The following is a 24,379-nucleotide window of genomic DNA, read 5'->3' as shown; positions in this document are numbered from 1 at the left end:
AGAGTGCTGTGATTAGCAGCACTCTACTTTAAAAGATTATTGCGGATAGTAACTCATCTTATACATTCTGATTCTTGACTCAGTTGCATCATAACCTACGACTGTTGATGCTATGTAAACATCATATCCAGTGGCTGTCTGTTCTTTGTAGACAGCGATGTCACCCCAACGGTTATAGTTGGTAGGAGCAATTTCATCACCAGTAAATAAGCAGAGTTCATCATATCCTGCATCTTCAGCAGTTAATTCCATCTTATTGCGATTCGTAATCTCAAAAACTTGAACTTTAGCATTAGACCATGCTGTATAATTCTGTTCAATGGTAGCCAAGAATATATCGTCATTCACTGTGAATACTTTGAAATCCAAAATTTTATAAGAATGATTCTGTGGATTAAGCTCATTTATCTCCATATATGGCGAGAAGATATTAAAACGGCTTCCCTTCTTTTCTTTCCGATATTCATCATCCGCATCGTCAGTTGATGGTATATAGTATGAAATATAATGGTCTGAATTAGCATCCAATGAAGCACGTTGTATTTGGGCTCGATCCCAATTACCTCCAGCCGGTCCATAGCGCAATGTATTAGGCTCAGCAGCCGGAGTTACCAATTCACCATCCATCAGCTCCCAATAATAGATAGTCATTGTTCCAGGAGCCATACCATAAATAAATGATTTCCCATTCGTTACATCACCAATCACACTTATTTCATATCCCAAATCTTCCGGACATCCATCGTCATTTGTATAATCCAGTAGCAAATGATGTTCATTATCTTCTTCAGAATAATAATATACCATAAATCCGGCACCATAAATATTTTCACGAGCAGTAATCAGATGTCCAGCATCATCTACATCAGCTTTCATCATAAACGATCTTGCAGATGGTACAACATCAATTGCAGAACCACTCTTCTTATCATATCTATAGATATTGCCATCATATAACTGTACTGCTAAATATTTATCATTCATAGCCAAGCCAGAAAGATTACGGTCATTTATATTCAATTCTACTGCATTTTTATCCCAAACTTTAGTAAACTTAGTTTTAGGTGGTGTAGGCAAAATCTTAATCGTGTTATTATGACGATTACCTTGTACATCAATTACAGTAATTTTCAACGGTTCCGTAAAATCAGTTTCTCCCGTTAGCGGCGTTTCCACATAACAATTATGCTCCAAACTAACAGTGCAAATCAAGCGTGTCAAATCCAAAGGTTCTTCATCCGTCGTGGGCACTTTCACTGTTATTTCTTCACCTTCTTCATAAGGTCCTTTCTTTGTTGCCGTAAATTCAGCCGGATTATCTGGAATCTTGATTGTCACATTCAACAATCCTTTTACTTGGTCTGTACGCCCTTCAGACAAATCAGGAGATTCACATGAAGTTAAAGCTGCTACAAACAGACATATTATTGCTGTATATTTATTAAGTAATTTCATAGCATTCATTTTTTATTATTTCCATTCATCAAACTGTTCACATGATGTATTCTGTTGCAATTCCCCCAGTGGAATAGGGAAACGATTGTACTTCTCCAGATACACGCGTGTTGAACCACCGTCACAATCCACAAGCTGATACTCAAATTTATCACCTACTTTCATTGGTTTAACACCTTTCATATGGGTGCCATTCAACACTGTAGTACCTAACCCCCAACGGCGGAGATCCCAGAAACGATGTCCTTCAAATGCCAATTCAATCATTCTTTCACGTCGAAGCAGCTTCATAAATTCCGTCTTGGTACTTGCCGATACCGCAGGTAAATCAACACGAGCACGGACTTCATTCAGAGCATTCAAGGCTTCCTTCAATCCACCATCCTGTTGTGCCATAGCCTCAGCATAAATCAATAGAACTTCAGCATAGCGCATATAATAATAAGTCAGATCAGTAGATCGCATACCATTTTTCGGCAATGCTTCATCAAATAGTTTTCGCATATAATAGCCAGTACAAGTAGTTCCCCCACCCAAAGCATAGCCATCAGTACTACCTTCATAGGTGTAAAGTGTCTGACCTTTCCACTGACAACCATTATAAAGTATAGAAGCATAGAATCGTGGTTCGCGTCCAGAATATGGATTAGCCGCCATTACAGGATCTGTCCAATCGAAATCTCTGCCATCTGCCATCTGATAGGCTGATACCAAATCTTCTGTAGGACTTACCTCTGCATAACCTCCATCACTGGGTGGGCAATAGAAATAATCGAATGAATAATCCATCTTATTATCATAAGAATAGCCAAATTCAATAATACTTTCTTGATTGCTTAGCACTGAACTTCTTCTGTTAGTAAACAACTCTCCATAACCTTTATCTTCACGACTTGGGTTTTTGTATAGCTTATAACCCAGTTTTTTAACTTCCAGCGCAGCATCCGAAGCAGCTTTCCAACGTTCGGCATAAAGCATAGCACGCGCCAACAGTCCATAAGCAGCCCCTTTCGTGATACGACCAGTATGAGTTTCCGTTCCCCACGGATCTTTTGTTCCATTATTCCATTTAGCAGGAAGGTATTTAGCAGCAAAATCCAAATCTTCCGCTATAAAGTCCCAACATTCATCAGGTGTGCAGCGAGCATGATTTTTTTCTCCCAACTCGGGCAACTCTTTATATAAAATAAAACTGGCACCATAACGTTTTGCTAAATCAAAGTTAGCCAATGCACGAAAAAAGCGTGCCTCCGCCTCAGCTTCAAGAGCAATTTCTTCTGTGAAGTTACTACGATGCTCTTTCAAATCACGCAAGAAACGACAACAAGAAAGTTGCCATGTATGTCTATTCTTCCACAGGTCAAACCGATTAGCAGATGGAGTAATCGGAGCAGATCCGAATACAAACAGATTTTCCGAATCACGCGGGCCATTCATTTTTAAGATATCTGAACAAGCATCATTCTCTACTTCACTCCCGTAATATCCACCAATAAGCGAATAAAATCCATTCAAATTCAATCGCAAATTATCTGCATTTGACCAGGCTACATCTTCTGGATAACTATCCGTCAAAACAGGATCAATATCGCAACTTACCAGCGACAAACCGGCAGATGCGGCTAATATTGTTAGAAATTTATTAATTGATTTCATCATATTTGTTTTTAAAAACTTATATTTAATCCAAATTCAAAGGTACGTTGCTGGGGATAATAACCCTGGTTTACACCCGGCATTTCAGGATCTAAATGCTTTAGATGTGATAAAGTCAATAAGTTACCACCAGCAAAATAAGCACGTACTTTCTTAATACCTGCAGCTGCAGTCCATTTAGAAGGTAAAGTATAACCTACCTGAAGAGTCTTCAGACGTACATACGCACCATCTTCAACCCACCAAGAAGACATCTTACCACCATTTTCCCTAGATACAATACCCAAACGAGGATAATCTGCGTTAGTATGATCAGGACGCCAAGAATTTTCTACCAAATAATAAGGAGTATTACCATCACAATAGAAAGGTTTAGTATAGAATGTATTATCATAACCTACGTCTGCATAAACTCCACATAAATTGACATCAAACAAAGCCGCACCTTGTAATAACATTGAAAAATCAATTCCTTTCCATTCACCAGCCAAATTCAAGCCAAACATCATTTCAGGTGTACTGCTACGACCAATGGGTACACGGTCCTGATCGTACGTAATTTTACCATCACCATTAATATCTTTCAATTTGATATCACCTGGAAGCGTAGGTCCATAAACTGCACTATGTGCAATCTCTTCTTCTGTCTGGAACAAACCTTCTGCAACAAATCCCCAATATTCACCCATTGGACGTCCTGTACTACGCATATAATTAGGAACGTTCGCATCCTCTGTCATTTTCAAAATCTTATTACGTGCCCATGACACATTACCTCTAACAGAATAATTAAAATCCTTGACCCTATTGTGATGTGTCAATACCAACTCAAAACCACGGTTATCATGCGAACCATAATTAATATAAGCTGGAAAATAATCACCTAAAGAAAGTGGAAAATTACCGGACTGTTTCTCAAGAGAACGAGTCGTCTTCATATAAAACACATCCAATTCAACCCCCAACAAACCATTCCACATGCTAGACTCAATACCCACATTGTAAGTATCTGTCAATTCCCACTTCAGATTCGGATTAATAGGACGACTTAAACCTAAATACTTCTGAGGATCGGAACCAAATATCACGATTGGATCTTTAGATAGAGTAGCCGTAGAAAAATAAGTCATCGTATTGCTGATGGAACGGTCACTACCTAAACGTCCGGCCGACGCTCTAACTTTCAAATTTTCCATAAAAGGAACAGCTTCTTTAAAGAAATCTTCTTGAGAAATACGCCATCCTACAGATACACCGGGAAATACACCCCATCTATATTTTTTAGGGAGAGCAGTAGAAGCATCAATCCTACTAGTTACTTCCAATAAGTATTTATCGTCATAAGAATAGTTAAAACGGAATACATACCCTGCGCGTCTGTCCAAACCATGACCTCCTTTGACAAGGTTTTCGTTTACAGTCAGACCATAACTCATGTCCATAATATCGGTAATAGGGAAATCTTCTCTACCAGCAGATAAGCTTGATTCGTCAGTCCTGGAATACTCATACAAAAACAATCCCGATACAGCATGTTTACCAAATTTGTTAGAGTATTCAATAGTAGGTTGAATAGTATAACCTTGACTTTCAGTAAACCACTGATTTAAAGAAGCCTTACTAGCAATACGTCCTTTCTGCACAACCCAATCACGAGTTGACTGATTCCAACAATCCAAATCATAAGGCAGGAAGTATTTTTTCTGCATGGTGTAGTTCTTAACATAAGAAGCATTCAATTTTAAGCTAAGTCCCTTAACAAACGGCAACTTATACTTCATAGATATATTTCCTTGGAAGTATGTCTTTTTAATAGTATTCTTACCTGAAAGGTCCCTGGCTGCAACCGGATTATTGTTTCCATTGCCATCCAAATTTAAACTACCTACAGGTAACCCCGAAGGTGAATAAGCTTTCAAATAAGGATAAGACAACATGGCCTGCTGGAAAATAGAAGCGTAAGAACCTTTACCAGCACTGGCACCCGGCTCATTATCTTCAGATACATAACCGGACAAGTCTAACGACAAATCAAAATTATCAGTAACCTTTGCATCCATATTGGAGCGGAAGTTGTATTTGTCATAAGAGGTATGATCAATAACACCTTCCTGATTGTATGCACCTACAGAAGCAAAAAATTTCAAACGTTCAGTACCACCTGAAACAGATACATTATTCGTATAGGCAGGAGCCACATTCTTAAATAACAAATCAAACCAATCAGTATTACCATAAATGGCCTCGTTGTCACCCGGATTTTCAATACGGTCTATCTCATTAGCCGTAAAACGCAAACTTTCTTCCGCTACACCATCCAAGCGCTGAGCTGTATTATACCAATAAGCATAATCAGGACCATTCAAAAACTTTGGAAAGTTTGTGTTTTGGCTTAATGTAACTGAAGAGTTAACCGTTACTGTAGGTTTTTGAACCGTACCGCGTTTAGTTGTAATCAGGATAACACCAGCAGCGGCACGTACTCCATAAACAGCAGCCGCTGTCGCATCTTTTAAAATAGTGATTGACTCCACCTCATCGGGAGAAAAAGTAGGAAAGTAATCTGTCACCACACCATCAATTACAATCAGAGGGTCACCATCACCCGCACCATTACCACGGATATACAAACTAGCACCATCTTTACCTGGCTGCCCACTACTCTGCTTAGTAATCAAACCTGGAAGACGCCCCGCCAACATAGAGGATAAATTACCGCTGGGAGCCATTTTCAACTCTTTGTTGTCTACCTGAGCAATAGCACCAGTTACATTAATTTTCTTTTGTGTACCATAACCTACCACTACTACTTCATCCAGCAATTCAGTATCTTCCTTCATGACAATCTTCAATATTTTCTTTCCTTTCAATTGTACCTTCTGAGTCATATAACCCACGTAAGAGAAAGTCAAATACGAATTAGCATCAGATACCATAATAGTAAAATGTCCATCTGCATTTGTCACTGTACCGGTCTTGCGACCTTCCGTAAAAACTGATACCCCAATCAAGGGATTATCAGTCTCATCAAATACACTACCCTCTACTTTTACCTGAGCATATGCACCTATGTTTACTAAGGAAAATAGAAATAATAGTAGTAAACCAAAACACTTGCTTTTCATATTATTAAAATTTAAAATTAGGAATTCTTATTTTCATTTCGTGCAACTAAATTTATATCTTCCAAGATTTGCCAGCACTGGTAAAGTCCTCTGGGAACATGGAAACAACCTTTCCACTTTCCACCTTTCAGGGGCAATAACACCTCACCTCTTCTATTCAGATAACCATACCATTCCGGATATTCATTATCTTTGAAATGGCTCCATGTATATTCATGTACCTTTTCAAACCAATCGAGACATTGCTTATCTCCGGTCAGTTGATAACCTTTGAGCAATGAAATCAGAGTTTCAATATGAACCCACCACAGTTTCTGATCCCATTCCAATTGTTGGGGTGGACATCCTTTACGATCCATGAAATAGTAGATACCGCCAAATTCTTTGTCCCAACCATAATCAAGCATCGTCAAAGTTATATTCTTCGCCTTTTCAATCAAATCCGGACGGTTCAGACGTTTCCCAAGATCCATAATGAACCACATTGCCTCGATATCATGGCCCGGAGTAACCTGGCGTCCTTCGAAAGAATCGGAAAGTTCTCCATTTGCCAGAACATTCTCTACAATAATGCCTCCAAGTTCCGGACGATAAAAAACTTCCATAACTTCATGGATGCATACTTCCATCGTCTTTTCCAGACAACCCTTATCCAGCAAATGCTCTATTTCCATAGCCAAATTACATAGGATCATCGGCAAAGCAAAATTCTTCAACTCACGTGTACCCGGATAAAGCTTATTCCATTTTCCCTTAGGATTGTTGGTCTTCGATAGTACAATATCGAAAGTCTTCATCGCTATATCCGCATACTCTTGATTTCCCGTAGCCAGGCTGAGTTGTCCAAATGCCATTACAGCAAAGGTATATGAGAAAATGTTATAAGGTTCCACCAAGGGACGTCCTGTACGATCAAGAGAAAAATACCAGTTATAATTTCCATCATGACCATATTTTTTCAGGAACTCACCTCCCTGAATAGCACAGTCCAACCATTCCTGGCGTTTCTCTACCTTATTATAAAGCATTGAAAACAACCATACTTCACGACCCTGTAACCAAATAAATTTGTCTGTGTCAAAAACATTCCCTTTCCGGTCCAGACAGGTAAAATACCCACCATGCTCGTGATCCTGGGAGTGCTCTAACCAGAAAGGAAGAACATTATCCAACAGTTCATCCTTATACTGATCCGCTAATTTCTTCAAATCCATAATTCTATTAATTTTTTAGATGAGAAACTGGAAACGTTTTTTATCCGGCATGCATATAAACCAGTTCCTCAATATATTTATACCTATTTATCTGTTGTGTAAGTAATGACGTCTCTTACCCAAATATCTGCTCCTTTCACTGGATTAGTCCATTTGCAAGTCACTTTGTATTTTCCGTAAGGCTGCTCGTAATTAAAAAACAGCTCATGTTTGCGATGGTTATACTTCAAAGGTAACTTACAGATTTCTACCAGTTTATCATTAAAATAGACCTCTAATTCTGCAACATAATCTTCAGGAACATTATCACCCTTGAGTTCCCCTTTAATAACAGCCCCTATACCGTCGAACTCCACAGTCGGAAAGTTAGCAATCCAATTATCCACAGTCACCTTCTTATCGAGTTTTAAACCTTCAAAGCTGATTTCCAATTTTGCAGGAACAGGCTTCTGAAAGTTGATTTTAACTTCATTCTCACCAACTTTTCCACCTTCTCTTTCTATCATCTGCAAAGCCTGTCCGTAACTCAACTCAGAACCTTTATTAAAGCTCACAGTATTATTGAAAGGCATATCTTCAACAATTGCCATTTCCGCCTTATATTTCTCCGGAAGGCGATTATAACCAAGCATGGTTCCTAAAATGCCTCCGGAAGAAGCCGGATTACAGTCGGAATCTTGTCCTGCACGTGTAGAAATATCAATTGTTTTTTCAAAGTCGCCCTGACCGTAAAGCAATCCCAAAATGATATAGGCTCCGTTTACATAGGTTTCAATATTAAAAGGTACTTCAACACCATCTGGGCAGGCAATGTCATTAGTTCCCCATTTTTTCTCAATCTCTTCCCAGCACTTTTTCCAATCATCCGGATATTGCTTGTGCCAGTTTATAACATCAGTCATGCATGCATAAAAGCGACTTTGCTGGGGGATCGCTTTCAAACTTTCCGTCACGATGTATTCAATATCATCGCTTACATAAGCCAAAGAATACATGGCAGCTACGTATACTCCGCCATACCATCCATCACCGTAAGCCATGATATGTCCGATACGGTCACAAAAATCCACTGCACTATTCACCATACCCGGCGACATAATACCTGCAAAGTCAGCTTCAATCTGAAAATCCAAGCAATTGGCATGAGGATTGTTTTTCCAATATCCACTGGCATGGGGAGACAAACCTTGCAACAGGTTATAACGAGCCTGCTGGTTTGCATGACACAATGGATATTCTTTAGCTAAGAATGCTGCCGCAAAAGAATCGACAGGAGCATCCAATCCACACCTTTCAAAAGTTTCTACAAATGTCAGATCTACGTAAACATCATCATAAAGACCACCTCCACCATCAAACCATTTCTTGATTTCCCCATTTCCCCATGGTATAACCACAGAATCAGGAATTATGGTAGACAAATACTGAAACTCTGTAGGACCGCCATAGGTACATCCTAAGATTTGTCCGGCCCAAGCCCCTTTTACCTTATCGAATAGCGTATCTTTCGATAGGGTGAGATTCAGGTTCTCCTTCTGAGAAGTACCGCACGAACATAATGCTGCTATAAGACAGCCACTCAATAAATAATTTCTAATCTTCATTTTATATAATATTAAGGTCAATTTTTATTTTTCATCCAATAGCGTTCAATCTCTTCCAAAGACTTTCCTGTGGTCTCGGGAACAAGTTTCCAAACAATCAGCATATAGGGTACACACATGATTGCAAACAGAATGAATGTTCCGGCGGGGGTAAGATTCTGGAGCATCCAGGGGGTTAACTGTCCAATCAAGTATGTACCTATCCATAAAGCAAAGCCGGCAATGGACATGGCAAGCCCGCGTACCCGGGTCGGATACATTTCAGAAAGAAGCACAAATACCACAGCACATATAGACACGGCACAACAAAATACATAGAAGAGGAAAAAGATTAAAAGGAAAATGCTGGAGATAGCCCAGGACTCACCATAAATAAAGTAAGTTGCAATCAGTATTAAAGAAATCACCATACCTGATACGCCATAATAAACCAACTTTTTACGCCCTACTTTATCAATAATAACAAGAGCCAATACAGTAGTCAATGTATTCACCAATCCCACTAAAACCTGATAGAACAAAGAATCACCTCCGGATAAACCTGCATTTTCAAAAATAGAAGGTCCATAATATAAAACGGCATTCACACCCATAAACTGTCCTAACATAGCAATACATACACCGATAATAACAGCTTTCCTTATACCAGGTTGCAACAAGAGCTTCCATTCCGATTTAGACTCGGATGATAGTACAGACTTAGTCTCTGTCAATTGAAATAAAGCTTCCTTAGAAGAGGTATAAATTCTCTCAAGAATATTTGTAGCTTTTTCTTCTTTCCCTTTCAGTATCAGCCAGCGAGGACTCTCAGGTATGAAAAAGATTATAATGAAAAACATGATTGCAGGCAATGTTTCCATACCTAACATACCTCTCCACACCTCCGATACAAATACTAGGTTCCACCATCCTGTACTAGCATCCGGATTACTCATAGAATAGCCTAAAAGCTGGTAATTAACGAGATAAGCTCCTAAGAAACCGATTGTAACCGCCAATTGATACAGAGAAACCAAACGTCCGCGATATTGCGCTACAGCCACTTCTGAAATATAAAGTGGAGAAATGATAGAAACAACCCCTATCCCAACACCACCTATAATCCGATAGATAACCAGTTGATTAAAGTCTGTAGATGCAGCACAACCAATAGCCGATGTAGAGAATAAAATAGCTGAAAGGATCATAGTAGATTTTCGCCCAAACTTATCACTCAAAATACCAGCAAAAAGCACCCCAATGATAGAACCGATCAATGCACATCCTACATACCATCCTTGTTGCAAAGCATCCAACCCGAACTGTTCTGTTACCTGCGCAATGGTACCGGAAATTACGGCAGTGTCATATCCAAACAGAAAACCGCCCAAAGCCGCTACTACCGAAAGGAAAACTAAATAACCAAAATTAATTGTCGACTTCATATTTATTTTATATTAAAGTATTCTTTATATCTATCATACAAGTGTCCCGCTTGTAAGTAAGCTGATTGTGGACTCATAAAGTGAGAGAATTCAAAAGTTATGGCCTTATCATAGTCAGCCCGTTTTGCAGCTTCCAACTTCATTCGGAGTTTATCAAACTTTATCGGTAAAAAGTTGATTGGCATATCACGGTCAAATGTTTCTGCATTCGTCCAACATTTCATACCATATTTATCCGCCAGCTTTTTATTCACTGTAAAAAAAGCATCCAATTCATCATAGTCAATGTGCCCATCCTGAAAAGCACAAGCATCAACTACTTCGTGAATCCCATCAAAAATCTCATTCCACTCTCTTTCATGTTCCTGAACTGAAACTGCATCTTCTTTAGTTAACTTGTCAGTTCCCATCACAGCCTTTTTTCCGTCAATCCAAGGAGAAATAAAAGTAGGAAGACCTGCAGAAACATCCTTGCATTGTTTTCCCATTGCCCTGAAAGCATCAATAGCCCCTTTAGTCTTACGGCTGATCTCGCCACTGATATACCATCCGCCAAAACTCTTGTATTTTTCACCGTATTGCTTCCAAACTTCATCAATAACGTATTTATTATCTTCAATCTCCCAAGATAAATCACCCGTATCCCAATACTTCCCGGAATCATACAAACCGAAATAAAATTTCATCTGATATTTTTCCGCCAAACGGAGATACATATCTACCAAGTCGAAAGATGGCATATAGCATCCTTTACCAAGCAAATATTTAGAAGGATAAGTAATAAACTTGCGATAACCGGAACGAATCATAATAACAGTATCAATCCCAATACTTTTCATGTGACGAAAATCCTGCTCCCACTCTCTTTCACTCCAATTCTGATGAGGAATATCATGAGAAATCTCATCTAAGAAGGTTCCTGTTATTTTCAATCCATTATTCTTAGGAATAATAAATTCATCAGTCTCACCACCGGGCGATGAAGAGAAAGATATCACTTCTTTCTCTTCAGTTGCCAGCAATCCAGGAGCTACTAAGGCGGAAGCTCCTGCCAGTGCGGCCTTTTTCAGAAAATCTCTGCGATTGCTTGTTTTCATAGCTTTCTTCTGTATAATATATATGTTAACCTATTGAATTCTAAGTTTAACCTTTATTATTATAGAGGTTATTATACTTATAACACAGTGCAAATATAGATATATTTATTAAATAAACAATAGATAATAAATTATTTTATTATTAAATTCTCATTATCCTATACATTTAATTAAATACAGCCATATTATTAATTAATAATAACGAGGAAAAAGAAAAGAAACGCAAACTAAAGACAAAAAAAGGAATAAGAAAAAGGAGAGTTCAGCAATTATCAACTAGATAAAAAGAAGAAATAATATTCTTTTTCACATAGAAAGGTTGATGTTAATAAAATTATTAAGTATCTTTGTTGACAATAATGAAATTAACAAAGAGTATGTATCAGCAATTCCTAAAAGAAATAGAAATGGGGTCTAAAAATGCCCTTATAAAAAAAAGGATTATCACCTATTATATATATAATGGTAGTTCTACAATTCCTGATCTCTCTAAGGAGTTAGATCTGAGTATCCCTACTGTCACTAAATTAATAGGTGAAATGTTCGATGAAGGTTATATAAATGATTATGGGAAACTGGAAACAAGCGGAGGACGCCACCCGCATCTATACGGCTTGAATCCTCAATCCGGTTACTTTATTGGAGTAGATATAAAAAAATTCTCCATCAACATCGGATTAATCAATTTTAAAGGAGATATGGTAGATCTCAAAATGGATATTCCTTATAATTTTGAGAACTCTTTGGAAGGAATGAACGAGCTTTGTAGTCTTATTCTCAATTTTATCAAGAAACTTTCAATTGACACTGAAAAGATTCTTAATATCAATGTCAATGTATCAGGTCGGGTAAACCCAGAATCCGGATATAGTTTCAGCCAGTTCAATTTTGAGGAACGTCCTCTTGCAGATGTATTAAGTGAAAGACTAGGATATACTGTCACAATCGACAATGATACACGAGCAATGACCTATGGAGAATATATGCAAGGATGCGTTAAAGGAGAAAAGGATATTATTTTCGTAAATGTCAGCTGGGGATTAGGAATCGGAATTATTATAGATGGAAAAATCTACAAAGGAAAATCTGGATTCTCAGGAGAATTTGGGCATATCAGCACATTTGATAATGAAATCATCTGCCACTGTGGAAAGAAAGGCTGTCTGGAAACAGAAGCTTCCGGTTCAGCATTACACCGTACTCTGCTGGAACGAATAAAGAAAGGAGAAAATTCTATTTTATCCGAACGGATTAATATGGAAAACCCATTGACATTAGATGAGATTATAGCAGCAGTAAACAAGGAAGATGTGCTATGCATTGAAATTGTTGAAGAAATCGGGCAAAAATTAGGTAAACAAATTGCCGGTCTTATAAATATCTTTAATCCCGAGTTAGTAATAATCGGGGGAACATTATCTCTAACCGGAGACTACATTACGCAACCTATAAAAACAGCAGTACGGAAATACTCCTTAAACCTCGTGAATAAAGACTCAGTTATCACGACATCCAAGTTAAAAGATAAGGCCGGCATTGTAGGTGCATGCATGCTGGCACGAAGCCGAATGTTTGAAGGTGCTAATTAAACCTCCAACATTCGTTTCATAAACACAGCCGCACCTTCCAAGTCGGAGGGTGCAGGCGCCCATGGCGCAATATCTTCGGGAGGAAGTGGTTTATAAGGACCACTTTTGATTTCAAAAATCACAGTGCCTGGCTCTAAAGCAATAATACTATGCCAAGTACCGGAAGGGATCTCCACCCCATAAACTCCAGCCGATGGATTTAGGTTAACTTTTTCTATTACATTACCTAAATCATCATAAAAGAAAGTCAACAGACTTCCACGTAATACCACATAAGTCTCCTCTTTATCAGTGTGACGATGAGGAGGAAGATACGTTCCCGGCTCTAATGCATTAAGCAAGCGATGAATAGGTGCATCCAATGATTCATGAAAATTATAATTCATACGCAAACGAGAGCTCTCTCGTGCTTCATGGGACACACTATCCAACAGTTCTTCTGAAATCAACTTCATCATTACTTCAATAATTGAGCAAACTTTCCTGGAAGGTTTGCCTTATCAGATACTATAGTAAGCTCTTTGCCATCAGCATTCACTAAAAATGCCGCTTTTTGAGAAGCTACAACAGGGATCATATCCTTAAGATCTCCCTCTACAAAAACACAACCGGAGAAAAAAGGAACAATAATTTCCTTTGTCTTTCCATTCCAGTTCACATAAATTGTTTGCATAGGACAATAAGTCTTATATCCGGCAACAGTAAGGTGTTGCATCAATTTACGTTCCAATCTTGGCGCTGTGTACAATACATACCAGCTACGCGAATTTTCATCCATCATCATATCGTTGTTTGCTTTTTCCATCCTTTTAATAAATCCTTTATAAACAATATCCATCCAACACTACCGACACCAGCCAAAAATACGAAACCTATCAGAATCATGGGCTTGCTAGGCTTAGACGGACGCAAAGGAACCGTCGCTGGCTGAACAACAGTATATACCGGAGTAATTTCTTGTACTTTAGCTTTCGCCATCTGTAACTGTTGGGCAACTTGAGTATATACATTATATGCTAAACTCATCTCATTTTGCAAACGCTCCTGCTCAGCACGATAACTTAACAAAATAATATTTTGATTTGCATCTACAAAAGATGCATACTTACTTTGGGCATCCGTATAATTAGCTTTTGCCTCTGTATATAATTTCTCGGTAAAAGCCAAATCATGACGAGCTTTATTAGTTCGATATTCAGTTATATAATTCTGAAGGCGGTGCATTACTGTATCGGTTAATGAAGCAGAAATTAAAGGATCCTGCATTGTTACCGTCAAGGTAGTAACACCTGTCTTCTTATCAACAGAGACAGCAATACGTTTACTTAGCGCTTCGGCAATGTCTGCTTCGTCTTTTGTTAATCTAAAAGGATCCAGTGTGCCAGTTCCTTCTACTTCATCATCCTTAAATAAAGAGATGGTCCAACCCAAAACTTTAAAAGGAGCAGAAATAATAGCACCCCACCAAGGAGCACGCTGATGTTCGTCCAAGTAAACATACAGCGTAGTATCTACCTTTTCTTTATCATCTTTGACCTTTACATCAAACAACTCGGTCAGAAACGGAGTAGAACTTACGATATCCGGATAAAGATCCGGATAAAGAGCATCTTCTCCAACAGAAGAACCCATATTGATTCCAGCCATAGCTGCCAAAGCTCCCATGCTACCTCCTGAAGTTTTCCCTGTGCTTTCTGGTGCTAACGTTACGCTAGTGGAATATTCTCTGGGAATGCTAAATGCAACAACCAGTCCTACTAACGCAGCATATCCACACGCTTTAAAAACCAACTTTCGCTCTGCCCAAACTTTCTTGGCAAGTTCAATCAAGTCTATTTCCTGTTCCTCTGGTTGTTGAGGAAGTGTATTCAGTTTTTTTTCTTCACCCATAATCCAAATTACTTAAAAGCGTTAGCCATAGTTGCTACCATTGCTGCAATTGTAGCAGTTGTACTACTAATACCCAAAATTTCAGCCATCGCCATATGTTTCTTTTCAGCCTTGCTGGGAACAATAATTTCACATCCCGGTTCTATAGCACTGGCATTTCTTGCCTTCAGACGAGATACCGTACCATTCATGTAAACTACATAAACTTTCTTCTTCTTTGCCATATTGCCATAACCACCCGCTTGATTAATGTAGAATTTCAGATTCTTTCCCTTCTGATACACTACGGTATTAGGATACATGACCGAACCACTGATTTTTACAGTATTCACATATTCCGGAATATACAGTACATCTCCCTCACGCAAAACCAAATCAAAATCAGACTTTGGATTAGCTAAAGCTTTCTCCAGATCAATACCTACAGTATAGGTCTCTGACAGATTTAATTTCTGTATAGATATGGAATCCTTACCCTCACCATCCTGAGCCATACGGATAGCGTCATTCTGACGACGTCTTTCCTCATCGGACAATTTACGGATTAACCGAGCTCCTTTTACATAAGCATCCGGAGTTACACCACCAGCCTTGCTAACCAAGTCAGACAAACGCTCATTCTTTTTCAATAGAGAATAACTACCAGAGAAAAGTACTTCACCCGCAACAACCACATTCTGTTGTTTGCGATAAGCAGGGCTTTTACGAATATAAACAGCATCAAAAGGTTCTAAATAGAAATTTTCAGCATTTCCTCCAACAATAAAACCATCTTTTATATCAAAAGTAAATGTTTTGCCCAAAACACTACTGAATGAAGTGCTCTTAGGATCTTTAATACGACGAGTTACTTCAACTCTTGTTGTAGCAGCTTCTTCTAACAAACCACCCGCCTGAACAAGTAAATCTTCAATAGTCATATTCTTAGAAAAAAGGAAAGTACCCGGATTAGCAACTTCACCATAAATTGCAACCGTTTCTTCTTCTTTCAAATCAGTAATACTTGGGATATACAGGATATCATTTTTCTGCAAAGGAATATCAGCAATCGTCCCGTTTAATAATCCTCCTAAATCAATAGCAATGATTTCATGAGACAAGTCTTCATGCTCTCTGTCTATAATTACTCTATTCAGGAAAGCATCTCCACGCAATCCTTCAGCTTTCTTTATTAACTGCTTCACCGTATTCACTGTACCGTCTAGTTGATATAAACCGGCACGATAAACAGCACCACGAACTTCTACGCGATTTTCGAAACGATCCAGTACAGCATCTATCGTAATCATATCTCCATCATCCAAACGGAAAACAGAATAATCCATTTCATCTACATTAAAGACCTGATGTTCACGTCCGCTCTTACGCACAAGGCGAATGGCTTTTTTATAAGCATCACCAGTAAAGCCACCTGCATAATTTAATATGGTAGCAACAGTCTCTGTAGGTTTCATCTCATAAAACATCGGCCTTTTGACTTTACCCACAATCTCAACCAGAGACTGATAAGGATCTACAATGATCACGTCACCTTCCTGAAGGCGTATATCATCCTTCATTTTACCTTTCATTATAAAGTCGTAAACATCCAGATCAGCAAAGGTTTTACCATCACGTACCACTTTAATACTACGTAAACTACCGATACGGTTCACACCACCAGCACGATATAAAGCATGAAATACAGTGGAAAATGCAGATAAGGTATAAGTCCCCGGTACAGAAACCTCACCCATAATATTAATTTGTATCGTACGAATGTCACCCAATGTCAATTTTATCTCAGAGTTGGGCTCAGTACCTGAAATTCCAGAATAGATTTTAGAAAACTCACGTTGCAAAAAAGAATTCGCCTCTTTTACAGTCATCCCACTAAGATGAACGGGACCTAAACCACGGACTAAAATAGTCCCTTCCGGAGAAATCGTCTGACGAATTGTATTTTCCGAAGCCCCCCAGATATCTATAATTACCTCATCACCTGGGCCCAAACGGTAATTAATCGGAGTAGCCAAATTTGCACTCGGCTCAAAAGAAAGGTTTCTACTAGAAAATAAACTATGACCAAAAATATTGCTTCCCGGTGCTTCAGGAGTAGCTTTCGCATCACGTTTTAAATCAATTATTTCTTTCTGCTCTTCTAATTCTGCTTCTTCATAAGAAGTACCTCTAATAGCTTTCCCGTCTGTCATTAAAGAAGTACGTTCACGAAGTTGAGAGGGTTTGTTTTCTACTCCATCTGCAGCAGTACTATGCTCGGCATATTTTTTTTGTATACGAGCAACCTGTTCTTTGGTTACTCCTCTACGCAATAGCTCAGTAGTCATTTGCTTTTGCGATTTGCCAGTTCCCTGTGCTTCTTTCACATATTGAACCACCTGATCATCCGACATTTGCTGGGCCATAATGCCCCCTACGAGGATGAAGATTGAAAAGAATAGTGCTATTAATCTACGCATAAGATATTTGATTAATCTTTAAAATTCCTACAGTTAAATATAAATCGGGCACAAAGGTAGCACATTATTTCAGAACGCCCATTTATTTTACATCGAAATTTCAGAAAAAGAATTAAAAACTCCATTCAGCCGTTCAGGCATCCACACAGGACTCAGAAAAATATGAGATTATTTTTTTCATTTTGTTAATTATTACCGCTGAATCCTGCATGCAATTATTTTCCGTTAAAGTATTAATCTGCTCGCAAATCATAGTATAATCAATGAAATATCCTTTGCTTTTCTTTATTATTTCATAGCTGGTAGGCAGCGTATCTTCTACTGCATCATCTTCAAACACATAGATTTCACCATTCTCACCCAAATTCCCCGTTTCCAATATCAACTGACAAGCTTCCGATACAGTCATTAAACTGCGAGGGGCATCAGGATATACATCACTGAAGCGAACTACAAATAATTTAGTAAGACTATTTTCCTGCACTACTTTGCGAGATAATCCCTGTACATACATTTCAGCCAAACATTTACTATACCCCATAGCATGCACCGGACAGAAAGCATGATCTGTAGAAATTATCATACATTTCTTAATTTTGTATTTTACAGACAAATCTGCAACAGTCTTTGTTCCTAAAACATTCACCTGTATAGCTTCAGAAGCATAATCTTCAAGCATGGCAACGTGTTTATATGCTGCAGCATGAAAGACTAACTGCGGCATACACTCTCTGAAAATAGCCTCCATACGAGTATAATTTGTAACATCTGCTACTAATACCCGTACTTCGAGATTTTTCCAATGGTCAGACAATTCCAATTGAATATCGTACAAAGGAGATTCAGCCTGATCAACCAATATCAACTGATATGGATTTAGCGCCGCCAACTGGCGAACGATTTCCTGCCCTACAGTACCAGCAGCACCGGTTATCAATATTCGATGTCCCTCAACATAAGCCGCTATCTTACGGATATCAACCTGAATTGGTTCACGACGAAGCCAATCTTCTATATGGATATCTTTTATAATTCCATCATCCAAACAATCGCTCAAGGGAGGCACTGTCATCACATGGATATCCTGAGCTAACATTTGTGCTACTATACCAGACTGTTCCAAATCCACCAATTTATCAGGTGAAGCAATAATCGTACGTACATTCTTCCTTTTTAAGTGTTCAAATAACATCTTATCATTAGCATATACCCTACATCCCATAGTGTGTTTGCCTATCATCCACGGCTCATCAGAAATAAAACCACATACACGATAATGATTATTCCTACTTACACGCATAGATTTTGCTATATTCACTCCAGTTCCACGAAAGCCATAAATAAACACATTCACACAATGCCGAATATCAAAAGACAAAGCTTCATGTAACATTTTCACCAAAATGCGCAGACATGCCATGAATATGAAGTTAAGAATATATGCTATAAAAATTATTCCACTGGGTAATGTTTCTCCCAAACCAAAAGCTGACCAGCAAAAATTTCCTACCCCCAGTACTCCATAGCTCAATGTAAGAGATATAAACACTCTATAGATATCCACAAACGAAGAAAAACGAATAACTCCAACATATGTATGAAAGACAGAAAAGAAACACAGATTACAAAACAAAGAGAAAAAAATCATCCACACATACAATGACATCTTATATATTATAGAAGACACCCCGAGTTGAAGGATACATGCTAAAAGCATGGAAATCATTACCAAACAAATATCAATAGCCAATATAGTCCACTTGGAGGCAATACGGGATGAAAGATTCTTATAATATATCTTCAAATTCATATTTATTGTCAGATTTTAGGTTGACAGTAAGATTTGCAAAGATGTATTTTTTATATTGATAAAACAATTATTTTAGAAGGAAAAATGACAGAGCAAATATAGAAAACCATTTTAAGAAAGATTTTTTCAAAAAAAAACCTTTTTCTTTTCGTAATTTCAAAGAAAGGTGTAATTTTGCACCCCGTAAATGAAAAGTCACTGCCGCTATAGCTCAGTTGGTAGAGCAACGCATTCGTAACGCGTAGGTCGCCAGTTCAAGTCTGGCTAGCGGCTCAAAGGAAAGGAGATGCTTATGCATCTCTTTTTTTTTATTTCATAGATTCTTCTTACCTTTGCCTGACTAAAGAAAACTGTAGAAACCGATGAAAAAGAAAACAAAAAGAATTCTCATAGGAGGATTGATAGCCCTGTTCCTTATTGGCGCAGCTTGTGCCGGAACATTCTATTATTATTTATTCTATCCACAGTTTCATCCCTCCAAAACAGCTTATATTTATATCGATAAAGACGATACACTGGATTCCATATATAACAAGGTAAAAAAACAGGGACATCCGAAAAGTTTTTCAGGCTTTCTCTGGATGGCTAAATGGCGTGACTACAATTCAAACATCCACACTGGACGCTATGCCATCCGCCCAGGAGAGAGTGTTTACCACGTCTTTAGTCGTTTATATAGAGGATATCAAGAACCTATAAATCTGACCATTAGCAATGTACGTACTTTAGATAGACTTGCTCGCAGCGTAGGTAAACAACTTATGATTGATTCTACTGAAATTGCAGCAATAATGAACGACTCGCTATTTCAAAAGAAAATGGGATATACAAAGGAAACAATGGCCAGCCTGTTCATTCCCGAAACTTATCAAGTATACTGGAATATGAGCGTACAGGATTTCTTTGACCGTATGAAGAAAGAACATGAGAAATTCTGGAATCAGGAACGACTAGCCAAGGCCACAACCATAGGCATGACACCGGAAGAAGTATCAACGCTCGCCTCTATTGTAGAAGAAGAAACAAATAACAATGAAGAAAAGCCCATGGTTGCAGGTCTCTATATAAATCGTTTAAATAAGGGTATGCCCTTACAGGCCGATCCCACCATTAAATTCGCACTTCAAGATTTCGGTCTAAGAAGAATTACGAATGAGCACCTGAATGTAAAGTCACCCTACAATACTTATCTAAATGCCGGATTACCACCGGGACCGATACGCATTCCTTCAACCATCGGCATTGATGCTGTGCTGAATTATGCAAAGCACAATTATATTTATATGTGTGCCAAAGAGGACTTTTCAGGTACCCATAACTTTGCTTCCAATTACGCCGATCATATGAAAAATGCTAGAAAATATTGGAATGCTTTAAACGAAAGAAAGATTTTCAAGTAAAATCGTAATAAAATAAAAGCAAAAGGCTATATTTGCGAATGAAAAACGCAGATTATTTTCTTATTAATAATCCATGACTAACATTAAAACAATCAGATATGAGCAAGCAACTCTTACTTGGCGATGAAGCCATTGCACAAGCTGCATTAGATGCCGGACTCTCAGGCGTTTACGCCTATCCCGGCACTCCTTCCACGGAAATAACAGAATACATCCAAATGGCACCCATTACGACTGAACAAAATATTCACAGTCGTTGGTCTTCTAACGAAAAGACCGCAATGGAAGCCGCTTTGGGTATGTCATTTGTTGGTAAACGAGCATTAGTCTGTATGAAACATGTAGGTATGAATGTAGCTGCCGACTGTTTTATCAATTCAGCCGTTACCGGTGTAAAAGGTGGATTAATCGTAATAGCAGCGGATGATCCCAGCATGCACTCTTCACAAAATGAACAAGACAGCCGCTTTTACGGTGATTTCTCACTTATTCCCATGTACGAACCAAGTAATCAGCAAGAAGCGTACGACATGGTTTATAACGGCTTTGCATTCTCTGAAAAAATCGGTGAACCGATATTATTGCGTATGGTCACCCGTCTCGCCCACTCTCGTTCAGGTGTAGAACAAAAGGCCCAACAAGTCCAGAATGAAATATCTTTCAGTGAAGACCCACGCCAATTTATCCTATTACCAGGTAATGCACGCAAACGTTACAAAGTTTTGTTGGAACGTCAGGCTGAATTCATTGAAGCCTCTGAAAGTTCTCCATATAATAAGTATATAGATGGTCCTAACAAAAAAATGGGTATCATAGCTTGCGGTATCGGCTACAACTATCTGATGGAAAACTATCCTGACGGCTGTGAATATCCTGTATTAAAGATTGGGCAATACCCATTACCCAAGAAACAACTTCTACAGCTGGTAGAAGCCTGCGATGAGATTCTGGTATTGGAAGATGGACAACCTTTCGTTGAGAAACAGTTGAAAGGTTATCTCGGCATTGGCGTTAAAGTAAAAGGACGTCTGGATGGCACATTGCCACAGGACGGTGAATTAAATCCGGACAAGGTAGCGCGCACAGTAGGAAAAGAAAACAAATCAGAGTTTGGAGTGCCTTCTCTTGTAGAAATGCGTCCACCTGCACTTTGCGAAGGTTGTGGCCATCGTGATATGTATACTGTACTGACGCAAGTACTAAAAGAAGAATATCCAACTCATAAGGTATTCAGTGATATCGGTTGTTATACTTTAGGAGCCAATGCGCCATTCAATGCCATCAATTCATGTGTAGACATGGGGGCATCCATTACAATGGCAAAAGGTGCCTCTGATGGCGGTTTTCACCCTGCAGTGGCAGTCATCGGAGACTCAACTTTTACCCATTCCGGCATGACAGGACTTCTAGACTGTGTCAATGAAAATGCTAATGTTACCATTGTCATCTCAGACAATGAAACTACCGCTATGACAGGCGGTCAGGATTCCGCCGGCACAGGACGTATCGAAGCAATCTGCGCTGGTATCGGTGTAGCTCCTGAACACATTCGCATAGTAGTTCCCCTTAAAAAGAATTATGAAGAAATGAAACAGATTATCCGTGAAGAAATCGAATATCGTGGTGTATCTGTTATTATTCCACGCAGAGAATGCATTCAAACTTTAGCACGTAAAAAACGAAACAAGTAAAACCATGAAAAAAGATATCATACTTTCCGGCGTTGGTGGACAAGGCATCCTCTCTATCGCCACAGTAATTGGTAAAGCCGCCCTTAAAGACGGATTATATATGAAACAAGCGGAAGTACATGGCATGAGCCAACGTGGCGGTGACGTACAATCCAATTTACGTATCAGTGATCAACCTATTGCCTCTGATCTTATTCCTTCAGGCAAATGCGATTTGATCATCTCACTTGAGCCCATGGAAGGACTACGCTATCTCCCCTATTTAAGTTCTGAAGGCTGGCTGGTAACTAACGAAACTCCGTTCGTTAATATCCCCAACTATCCGGCAGAAGCTGATGTGCGGGCAGAGTTGGATAAATTACCCCATAAAATCGTTCTGAATGTGGATAAGGTGGCTAAAGAAATTGGTTCTATTCGCGTAGCAAATATTGTTTTGCTTGGGGCTACCATTCCCTTTCTGGGAATTGATTATGAGAAAATACAAACCAGCATCCGCGAAATCTTCGAACGCAAAGGCGAGGCTATTGTAGAGATGAACCTCAAAGCACTGGCTGCCGGAAAAGAAATTGCCGAAAAATTAATGTAAAGACCCTCCAAAACAAACTACCATGAATAACAAATACTGGGAAGAAGACATAGAGACCATGAGCCGTGAGAAGTTGCAGGAATTGCAACTTCAGCGGCTTAAAAAGACGATAAATATTGCAGCTAATTCACCGTATTACCAAAAAGTGTTCCAAGAACATAATATCACAGCTGATAGCATTCAAAGCCTCGAAGATATTCGAAAAATCCCATTTACCACTAAAGCTGATATGCGTGCCACCTACCCTTTTGGTCTAGTTTCAGGCAATATGCAGGAAGATGGCGTACGTATTCATTCTTCAAGCGGAACAACCGGTACTCCGACTCTGATTGTTCATTCTCAGCACGATCTGGACTCTTGGGCAAACCTGGTAGCACGCTGTCTCTATATGGTAGGCATACGCAAAACGGATGTTTTCCAGAATAGTTCCGGATATGGTATGTTCACCGGAGGATTAGGTTTCCAATATGGAGCAGAACGTTTGGGAGCACTGACAGTTCCTGCTGCTGCCGGAAACAGTAAGCGTCAGATTAAATTCATCACTGATTTCAAAACAACTGCGCTTCATGCTATTCCCAGCTATGCTATTCGCCTGGCAGAAGTCATTCAAGAAGAAGGTATAGATCCGACAAGCACCAGCTTAAAAACACTTGTCATTGGTGCTGAGCCTCATACAGATGAACAACGGAAAAAGATCGAACGTATGTTAGGTGTTAAAGCTTATAACAGCTTTGGTATGACAGAAATGAACGGCCCTGGAGTTGCTTTTGAATGTCAGGAACAAAACGGCATGCACTTCTGGGAGGATTGCTATCTGGTTGAAATTATTGATCCTGAAACAGGAGAACCAGTTCCAGATGGAGAAATCGGTGAGTTAGTATTGACCACTCTCGACCGCGAGATGATGCCGCTTCTACGGTATCGTACCCGAGATCTCACCCGTATTCTTCCCGGAGAATGTCCATGTGGACGCACCCACCTACGCATTGACCGTATTAAAGGACGTAGCGATGATATGTTCATCATTAAGGGAGTTAACATCTTCCCAATGCAAGTAGAAAAGATATTGGTACAATTCCCACAATTAGGCAGCAATTATCTTATCACACTGGAAACAGTAAACAACCAGGATGAAATGATTGTGGAAGTAGAACTCAGCGATCTTTCTACTGATAATTACATTGAATTGGAAAAGATACGCAAAGAGATCACACGTCAATTGAAAGACGAGATATTAGTGACTCCCAAACTGAAACTAGTGAAAAAAGGTTCCTTGCCACAAAGCGAAGGAAAAGCAGTCAGAGTAAAAGACCTACGTCAAAATCACTAATTCTTTCAAGAGATTACTCTCTCTACATAAAAAAACATCCCATGAAGCG

General features: G+C 38.9%; 17 protein-coding genes and 1 tRNA gene. 6 read left to right on the top strand and 12 right to left on the bottom strand.

Annotated features, from left to right (window positions below):
• Positions 1–36 precede the first annotated feature (36 nt).
• From BN161_RS26700 to BN161_RS26670, 7 genes are all read right to left on the bottom strand, one after another.
• The gene (locus tag BN161_RS26700; protein ID WP_044272134.1) at positions 37–1,455 is read right to left on the bottom strand and encodes a DUF5018 domain-containing protein; all 1,419 of its coding nucleotides are present in this window, start codon (positions 1,453–1,455) and stop codon (positions 37–39) included.
• Between the two features lie 15 nt (positions 1,456–1,470).
• The gene (locus tag BN161_RS26695) at positions 1,471–3,114 is read right to left on the bottom strand and encodes a RagB/SusD family nutrient uptake outer membrane protein (protein WP_244436632.1); all 1,644 of its coding nucleotides are present in this window, start codon (positions 3,112–3,114) and stop codon (positions 1,471–1,473) included.
• A gap of 8 nt (positions 3,115–3,122) precedes the next feature.
• Positions 3,123–6,236 (bottom strand): SusC/RagA family TonB-linked outer membrane protein, encoded by a 3,114-nt coding sequence (locus BN161_RS26690; protein WP_044272114.1) that lies wholly within the window; start codon positions 6,234–6,236, stop codon positions 3,123–3,125.
• 17 nt (positions 6,237–6,253) lie between these two features.
• The gene (locus tag BN161_RS26685; RefSeq protein ID WP_044272112.1) at positions 6,254–7,450 is read right to left on the bottom strand and encodes an AGE family epimerase/isomerase; all 1,197 of its coding nucleotides are present in this window, start codon (positions 7,448–7,450) and stop codon (positions 6,254–6,256) included.
• An 83-nt stretch (positions 7,451–7,533) separates the two neighbouring features.
• A complete protein-coding gene (locus tag BN161_RS26680; RefSeq protein WP_044272110.1) occupies positions 7,534–9,054 on the bottom strand; it encodes an ADP-ribosylglycohydrolase family protein in 1,521 nt (506 codons plus the stop codon).
• A gap of 17 nt (positions 9,055–9,071) precedes the next feature.
• The gene (locus BN161_RS26675; protein WP_044272108.1) at positions 9,072–10,478 is read right to left on the bottom strand and encodes a sugar porter family MFS transporter; all 1,407 of its coding nucleotides are present in this window, start codon (positions 10,476–10,478) and stop codon (positions 9,072–9,074) included.
• 2 nt (positions 10,479–10,480) lie between these two features.
• Positions 10,481–11,575 (bottom strand): DUF4434 domain-containing protein, encoded by a 1,095-nt coding sequence (locus BN161_RS26670; RefSeq protein WP_044272106.1) that lies wholly within the window; start codon positions 11,573–11,575, stop codon positions 10,481–10,483.
• Between the two features lie 377 nt (positions 11,576–11,952).
• Here BN161_RS26670 and BN161_RS26665 point away from each other — a divergent pair, with 377 nt between their 5' ends.
• Complete coding sequence (locus BN161_RS26665; protein ID WP_007217797.1) at positions 11,953–13,164, top strand: ROK family transcriptional regulator; 1,212 nt, start codon at positions 11,953–11,955, stop codon at positions 13,162–13,164.
• Here the strand turns inward: BN161_RS26665 and BN161_RS26660 are convergent.
• From BN161_RS26660 to BN161_RS26640, 5 genes are all read right to left on the bottom strand, one after another.
• The gene (locus BN161_RS26660) at positions 13,161–13,622 is read right to left on the bottom strand and encodes a WbuC family cupin fold metalloprotein (protein ID WP_074435195.1); all 462 of its coding nucleotides are present in this window, start codon (positions 13,620–13,622) and stop codon (positions 13,161–13,163) included. The two genes, BN161_RS26665 and BN161_RS26660, sit on opposite strands and share 4 nt — an antisense overlap.
• On the bottom strand, positions 13,622–13,969 hold the full coding sequence (locus tag BN161_RS26655) for a UpxY family transcription antiterminator (RefSeq protein WP_044272104.1): 348 nt from the start codon (positions 13,967–13,969) through the stop codon (positions 13,622–13,624). The genes BN161_RS26660 and BN161_RS26655 overlap by 1 nt, the downstream gene beginning before the upstream one ends.
• Entirely contained in the window at positions 13,945–15,054 is a 1,110-nt protein-coding gene (locus tag BN161_RS26650; protein WP_044272102.1) for a Wzz/FepE/Etk N-terminal domain-containing protein, read from the bottom strand. Before BN161_RS26650 ends, BN161_RS26655 begins: the two co-directional genes overlap by 25 nt.
• Positions 15,055–15,062: 8 nt before the next feature.
• Positions 15,063–17,513, bottom strand: a complete 2,451-nt coding sequence (locus tag BN161_RS26645; RefSeq protein ID WP_044272100.1) for an SLBB domain-containing protein — start codon at positions 17,511–17,513, stop codon at positions 15,063–15,065.
• Between the two features lie 133 nt (positions 17,514–17,646).
• A complete protein-coding gene (locus tag BN161_RS26640) occupies positions 17,647–19,323 on the bottom strand; it encodes a polysaccharide biosynthesis protein (RefSeq protein WP_044272098.1) in 1,677 nt (558 codons plus the stop codon).
• Between the two features lie 200 nt (positions 19,324–19,523).
• Between BN161_RS26640 and BN161_RS26635 the strand changes: the two genes are divergently transcribed.
• The 5 genes from BN161_RS26635 to BN161_RS26615 all read left to right on the top strand — a co-directional run bounded on the left by BN161_RS26635 (position 19,524) and on the right by BN161_RS26615 (position 24,330).
• A tRNA-Thr gene (locus BN161_RS26635) sits at positions 19,524–19,596 on the top strand.
• Between the two features lie 89 nt (positions 19,597–19,685).
• A complete protein-coding gene (mltG, locus tag BN161_RS26630) occupies positions 19,686–20,723 on the top strand; it encodes an endolytic transglycosylase MltG (RefSeq protein ID WP_044272096.1) in 1,038 nt (345 codons plus the stop codon).
• A gap of 98 nt (positions 20,724–20,821) precedes the next feature.
• Positions 20,822–22,414 (top strand): thiamine pyrophosphate-dependent enzyme, encoded by a 1,593-nt coding sequence (locus BN161_RS26625; RefSeq protein WP_044272094.1) that lies wholly within the window; start codon positions 20,822–20,824, stop codon positions 22,412–22,414.
• Between the two features lie 4 nt (positions 22,415–22,418).
• Positions 22,419–23,000 carry an indolepyruvate oxidoreductase subunit beta gene (locus tag BN161_RS26620; RefSeq protein WP_007217792.1) on the top strand — a complete coding sequence of 194 codons (582 nt, stop codon included), beginning with the start codon at positions 22,419–22,421 and terminating at the stop codon, positions 22,998–23,000.
• Between the two features lie 22 nt (positions 23,001–23,022).
• Entirely contained in the window at positions 23,023–24,330 is a 1,308-nt protein-coding gene (locus tag BN161_RS26615; RefSeq protein ID WP_044272092.1) for a phenylacetate--CoA ligase family protein, read from the top strand.
• The last annotated feature ends 49 nt before the right edge of the window (positions 24,331–24,379 follow it).

This window comes from Bacteroides timonensis (assembly GCF_000513195.1).
Lineage (GTDB): Bacteria > Bacteroidota > Bacteroidia > Bacteroidales > Bacteroidaceae > Bacteroides > Bacteroides timonensis.
Note: the sequence above shows the minus strand (reverse complement) of the source record. Positions and strands in the feature narration are given on the sequence as shown.

Bases quoted from the DNA above. Each gene is read 5' to 3' on its own strand.
- BN161_RS26700 (WP_044272134.1), bottom strand. From the start codon at position 1,455: ATGAAATTACTTAATAAATATACAGCAATAATATGTCTGTTTGTAGCA.
- BN161_RS26695 (WP_244436632.1), bottom strand. From the start codon at position 3,114: ATGATGAAATCAATTAATAAATTTCTAACAATATTAGCCGCATCTGCC.
- BN161_RS26690 (WP_044272114.1), bottom strand. From the start codon at position 6,236: ATGAAAAGCAAGTGTTTTGGTTTACTACTATTATTTCTATTTTCCTTA.
- BN161_RS26685 (WP_044272112.1), bottom strand. From the start codon at position 7,450: ATGGATTTGAAGAAATTAGCGGATCAGTATAAGGATGAACTGTTGGAT.
- BN161_RS26680 (WP_044272110.1), bottom strand. From the start codon at position 9,054: ATGAAGATTAGAAATTATTTATTGAGTGGCTGTCTTATAGCAGCATTA.
- BN161_RS26675 (WP_044272108.1), bottom strand. From the start codon at position 10,478: ATGAAGTCGACAATTAATTTTGGTTATTTAGTTTTCCTTTCGGTAGTA.
- BN161_RS26670 (WP_044272106.1), bottom strand. From the start codon at position 11,575: ATGAAAACAAGCAATCGCAGAGATTTTCTGAAAAAGGCCGCACTGGCA.
- BN161_RS26665 (WP_007217797.1), top strand. From the start codon at position 11,953: ATGTATCAGCAATTCCTAAAAGAAATAGAAATGGGGTCTAAAAATGCC.
- BN161_RS26660 (WP_074435195.1), bottom strand. From the start codon at position 13,622: ATGATGAAGTTGATTTCAGAAGAACTGTTGGATAGTGTGTCCCATGAA.
- BN161_RS26655 (WP_044272104.1), bottom strand. From the start codon at position 13,969: ATGGAAAAAGCAAACAACGATATGATGATGGATGAAAATTCGCGTAGC.
- BN161_RS26650 (WP_044272102.1), bottom strand. From the start codon at position 15,054: ATGGGTGAAGAAAAAAAACTGAATACACTTCCTCAACAACCAGAGGAA.
- BN161_RS26645 (WP_044272100.1), bottom strand. From the start codon at position 17,513: ATGCGTAGATTAATAGCACTATTCTTTTCAATCTTCATCCTCGTAGGG.
- BN161_RS26640 (WP_044272098.1), bottom strand. From the start codon at position 19,323: ATGAATTTGAAGATATATTATAAGAATCTTTCATCCCGTATTGCCTCC.
- mltG (WP_044272096.1), top strand. From the start codon at position 19,686: ATGAAAAAGAAAACAAAAAGAATTCTCATAGGAGGATTGATAGCCCTG.
- BN161_RS26625 (WP_044272094.1), top strand. From the start codon at position 20,822: ATGAGCAAGCAACTCTTACTTGGCGATGAAGCCATTGCACAAGCTGCA.
- BN161_RS26620 (WP_007217792.1), top strand. From the start codon at position 22,419: ATGAAAAAAGATATCATACTTTCCGGCGTTGGTGGACAAGGCATCCTC.
- BN161_RS26615 (WP_044272092.1), top strand. From the start codon at position 23,023: ATGAATAACAAATACTGGGAAGAAGACATAGAGACCATGAGCCGTGAG.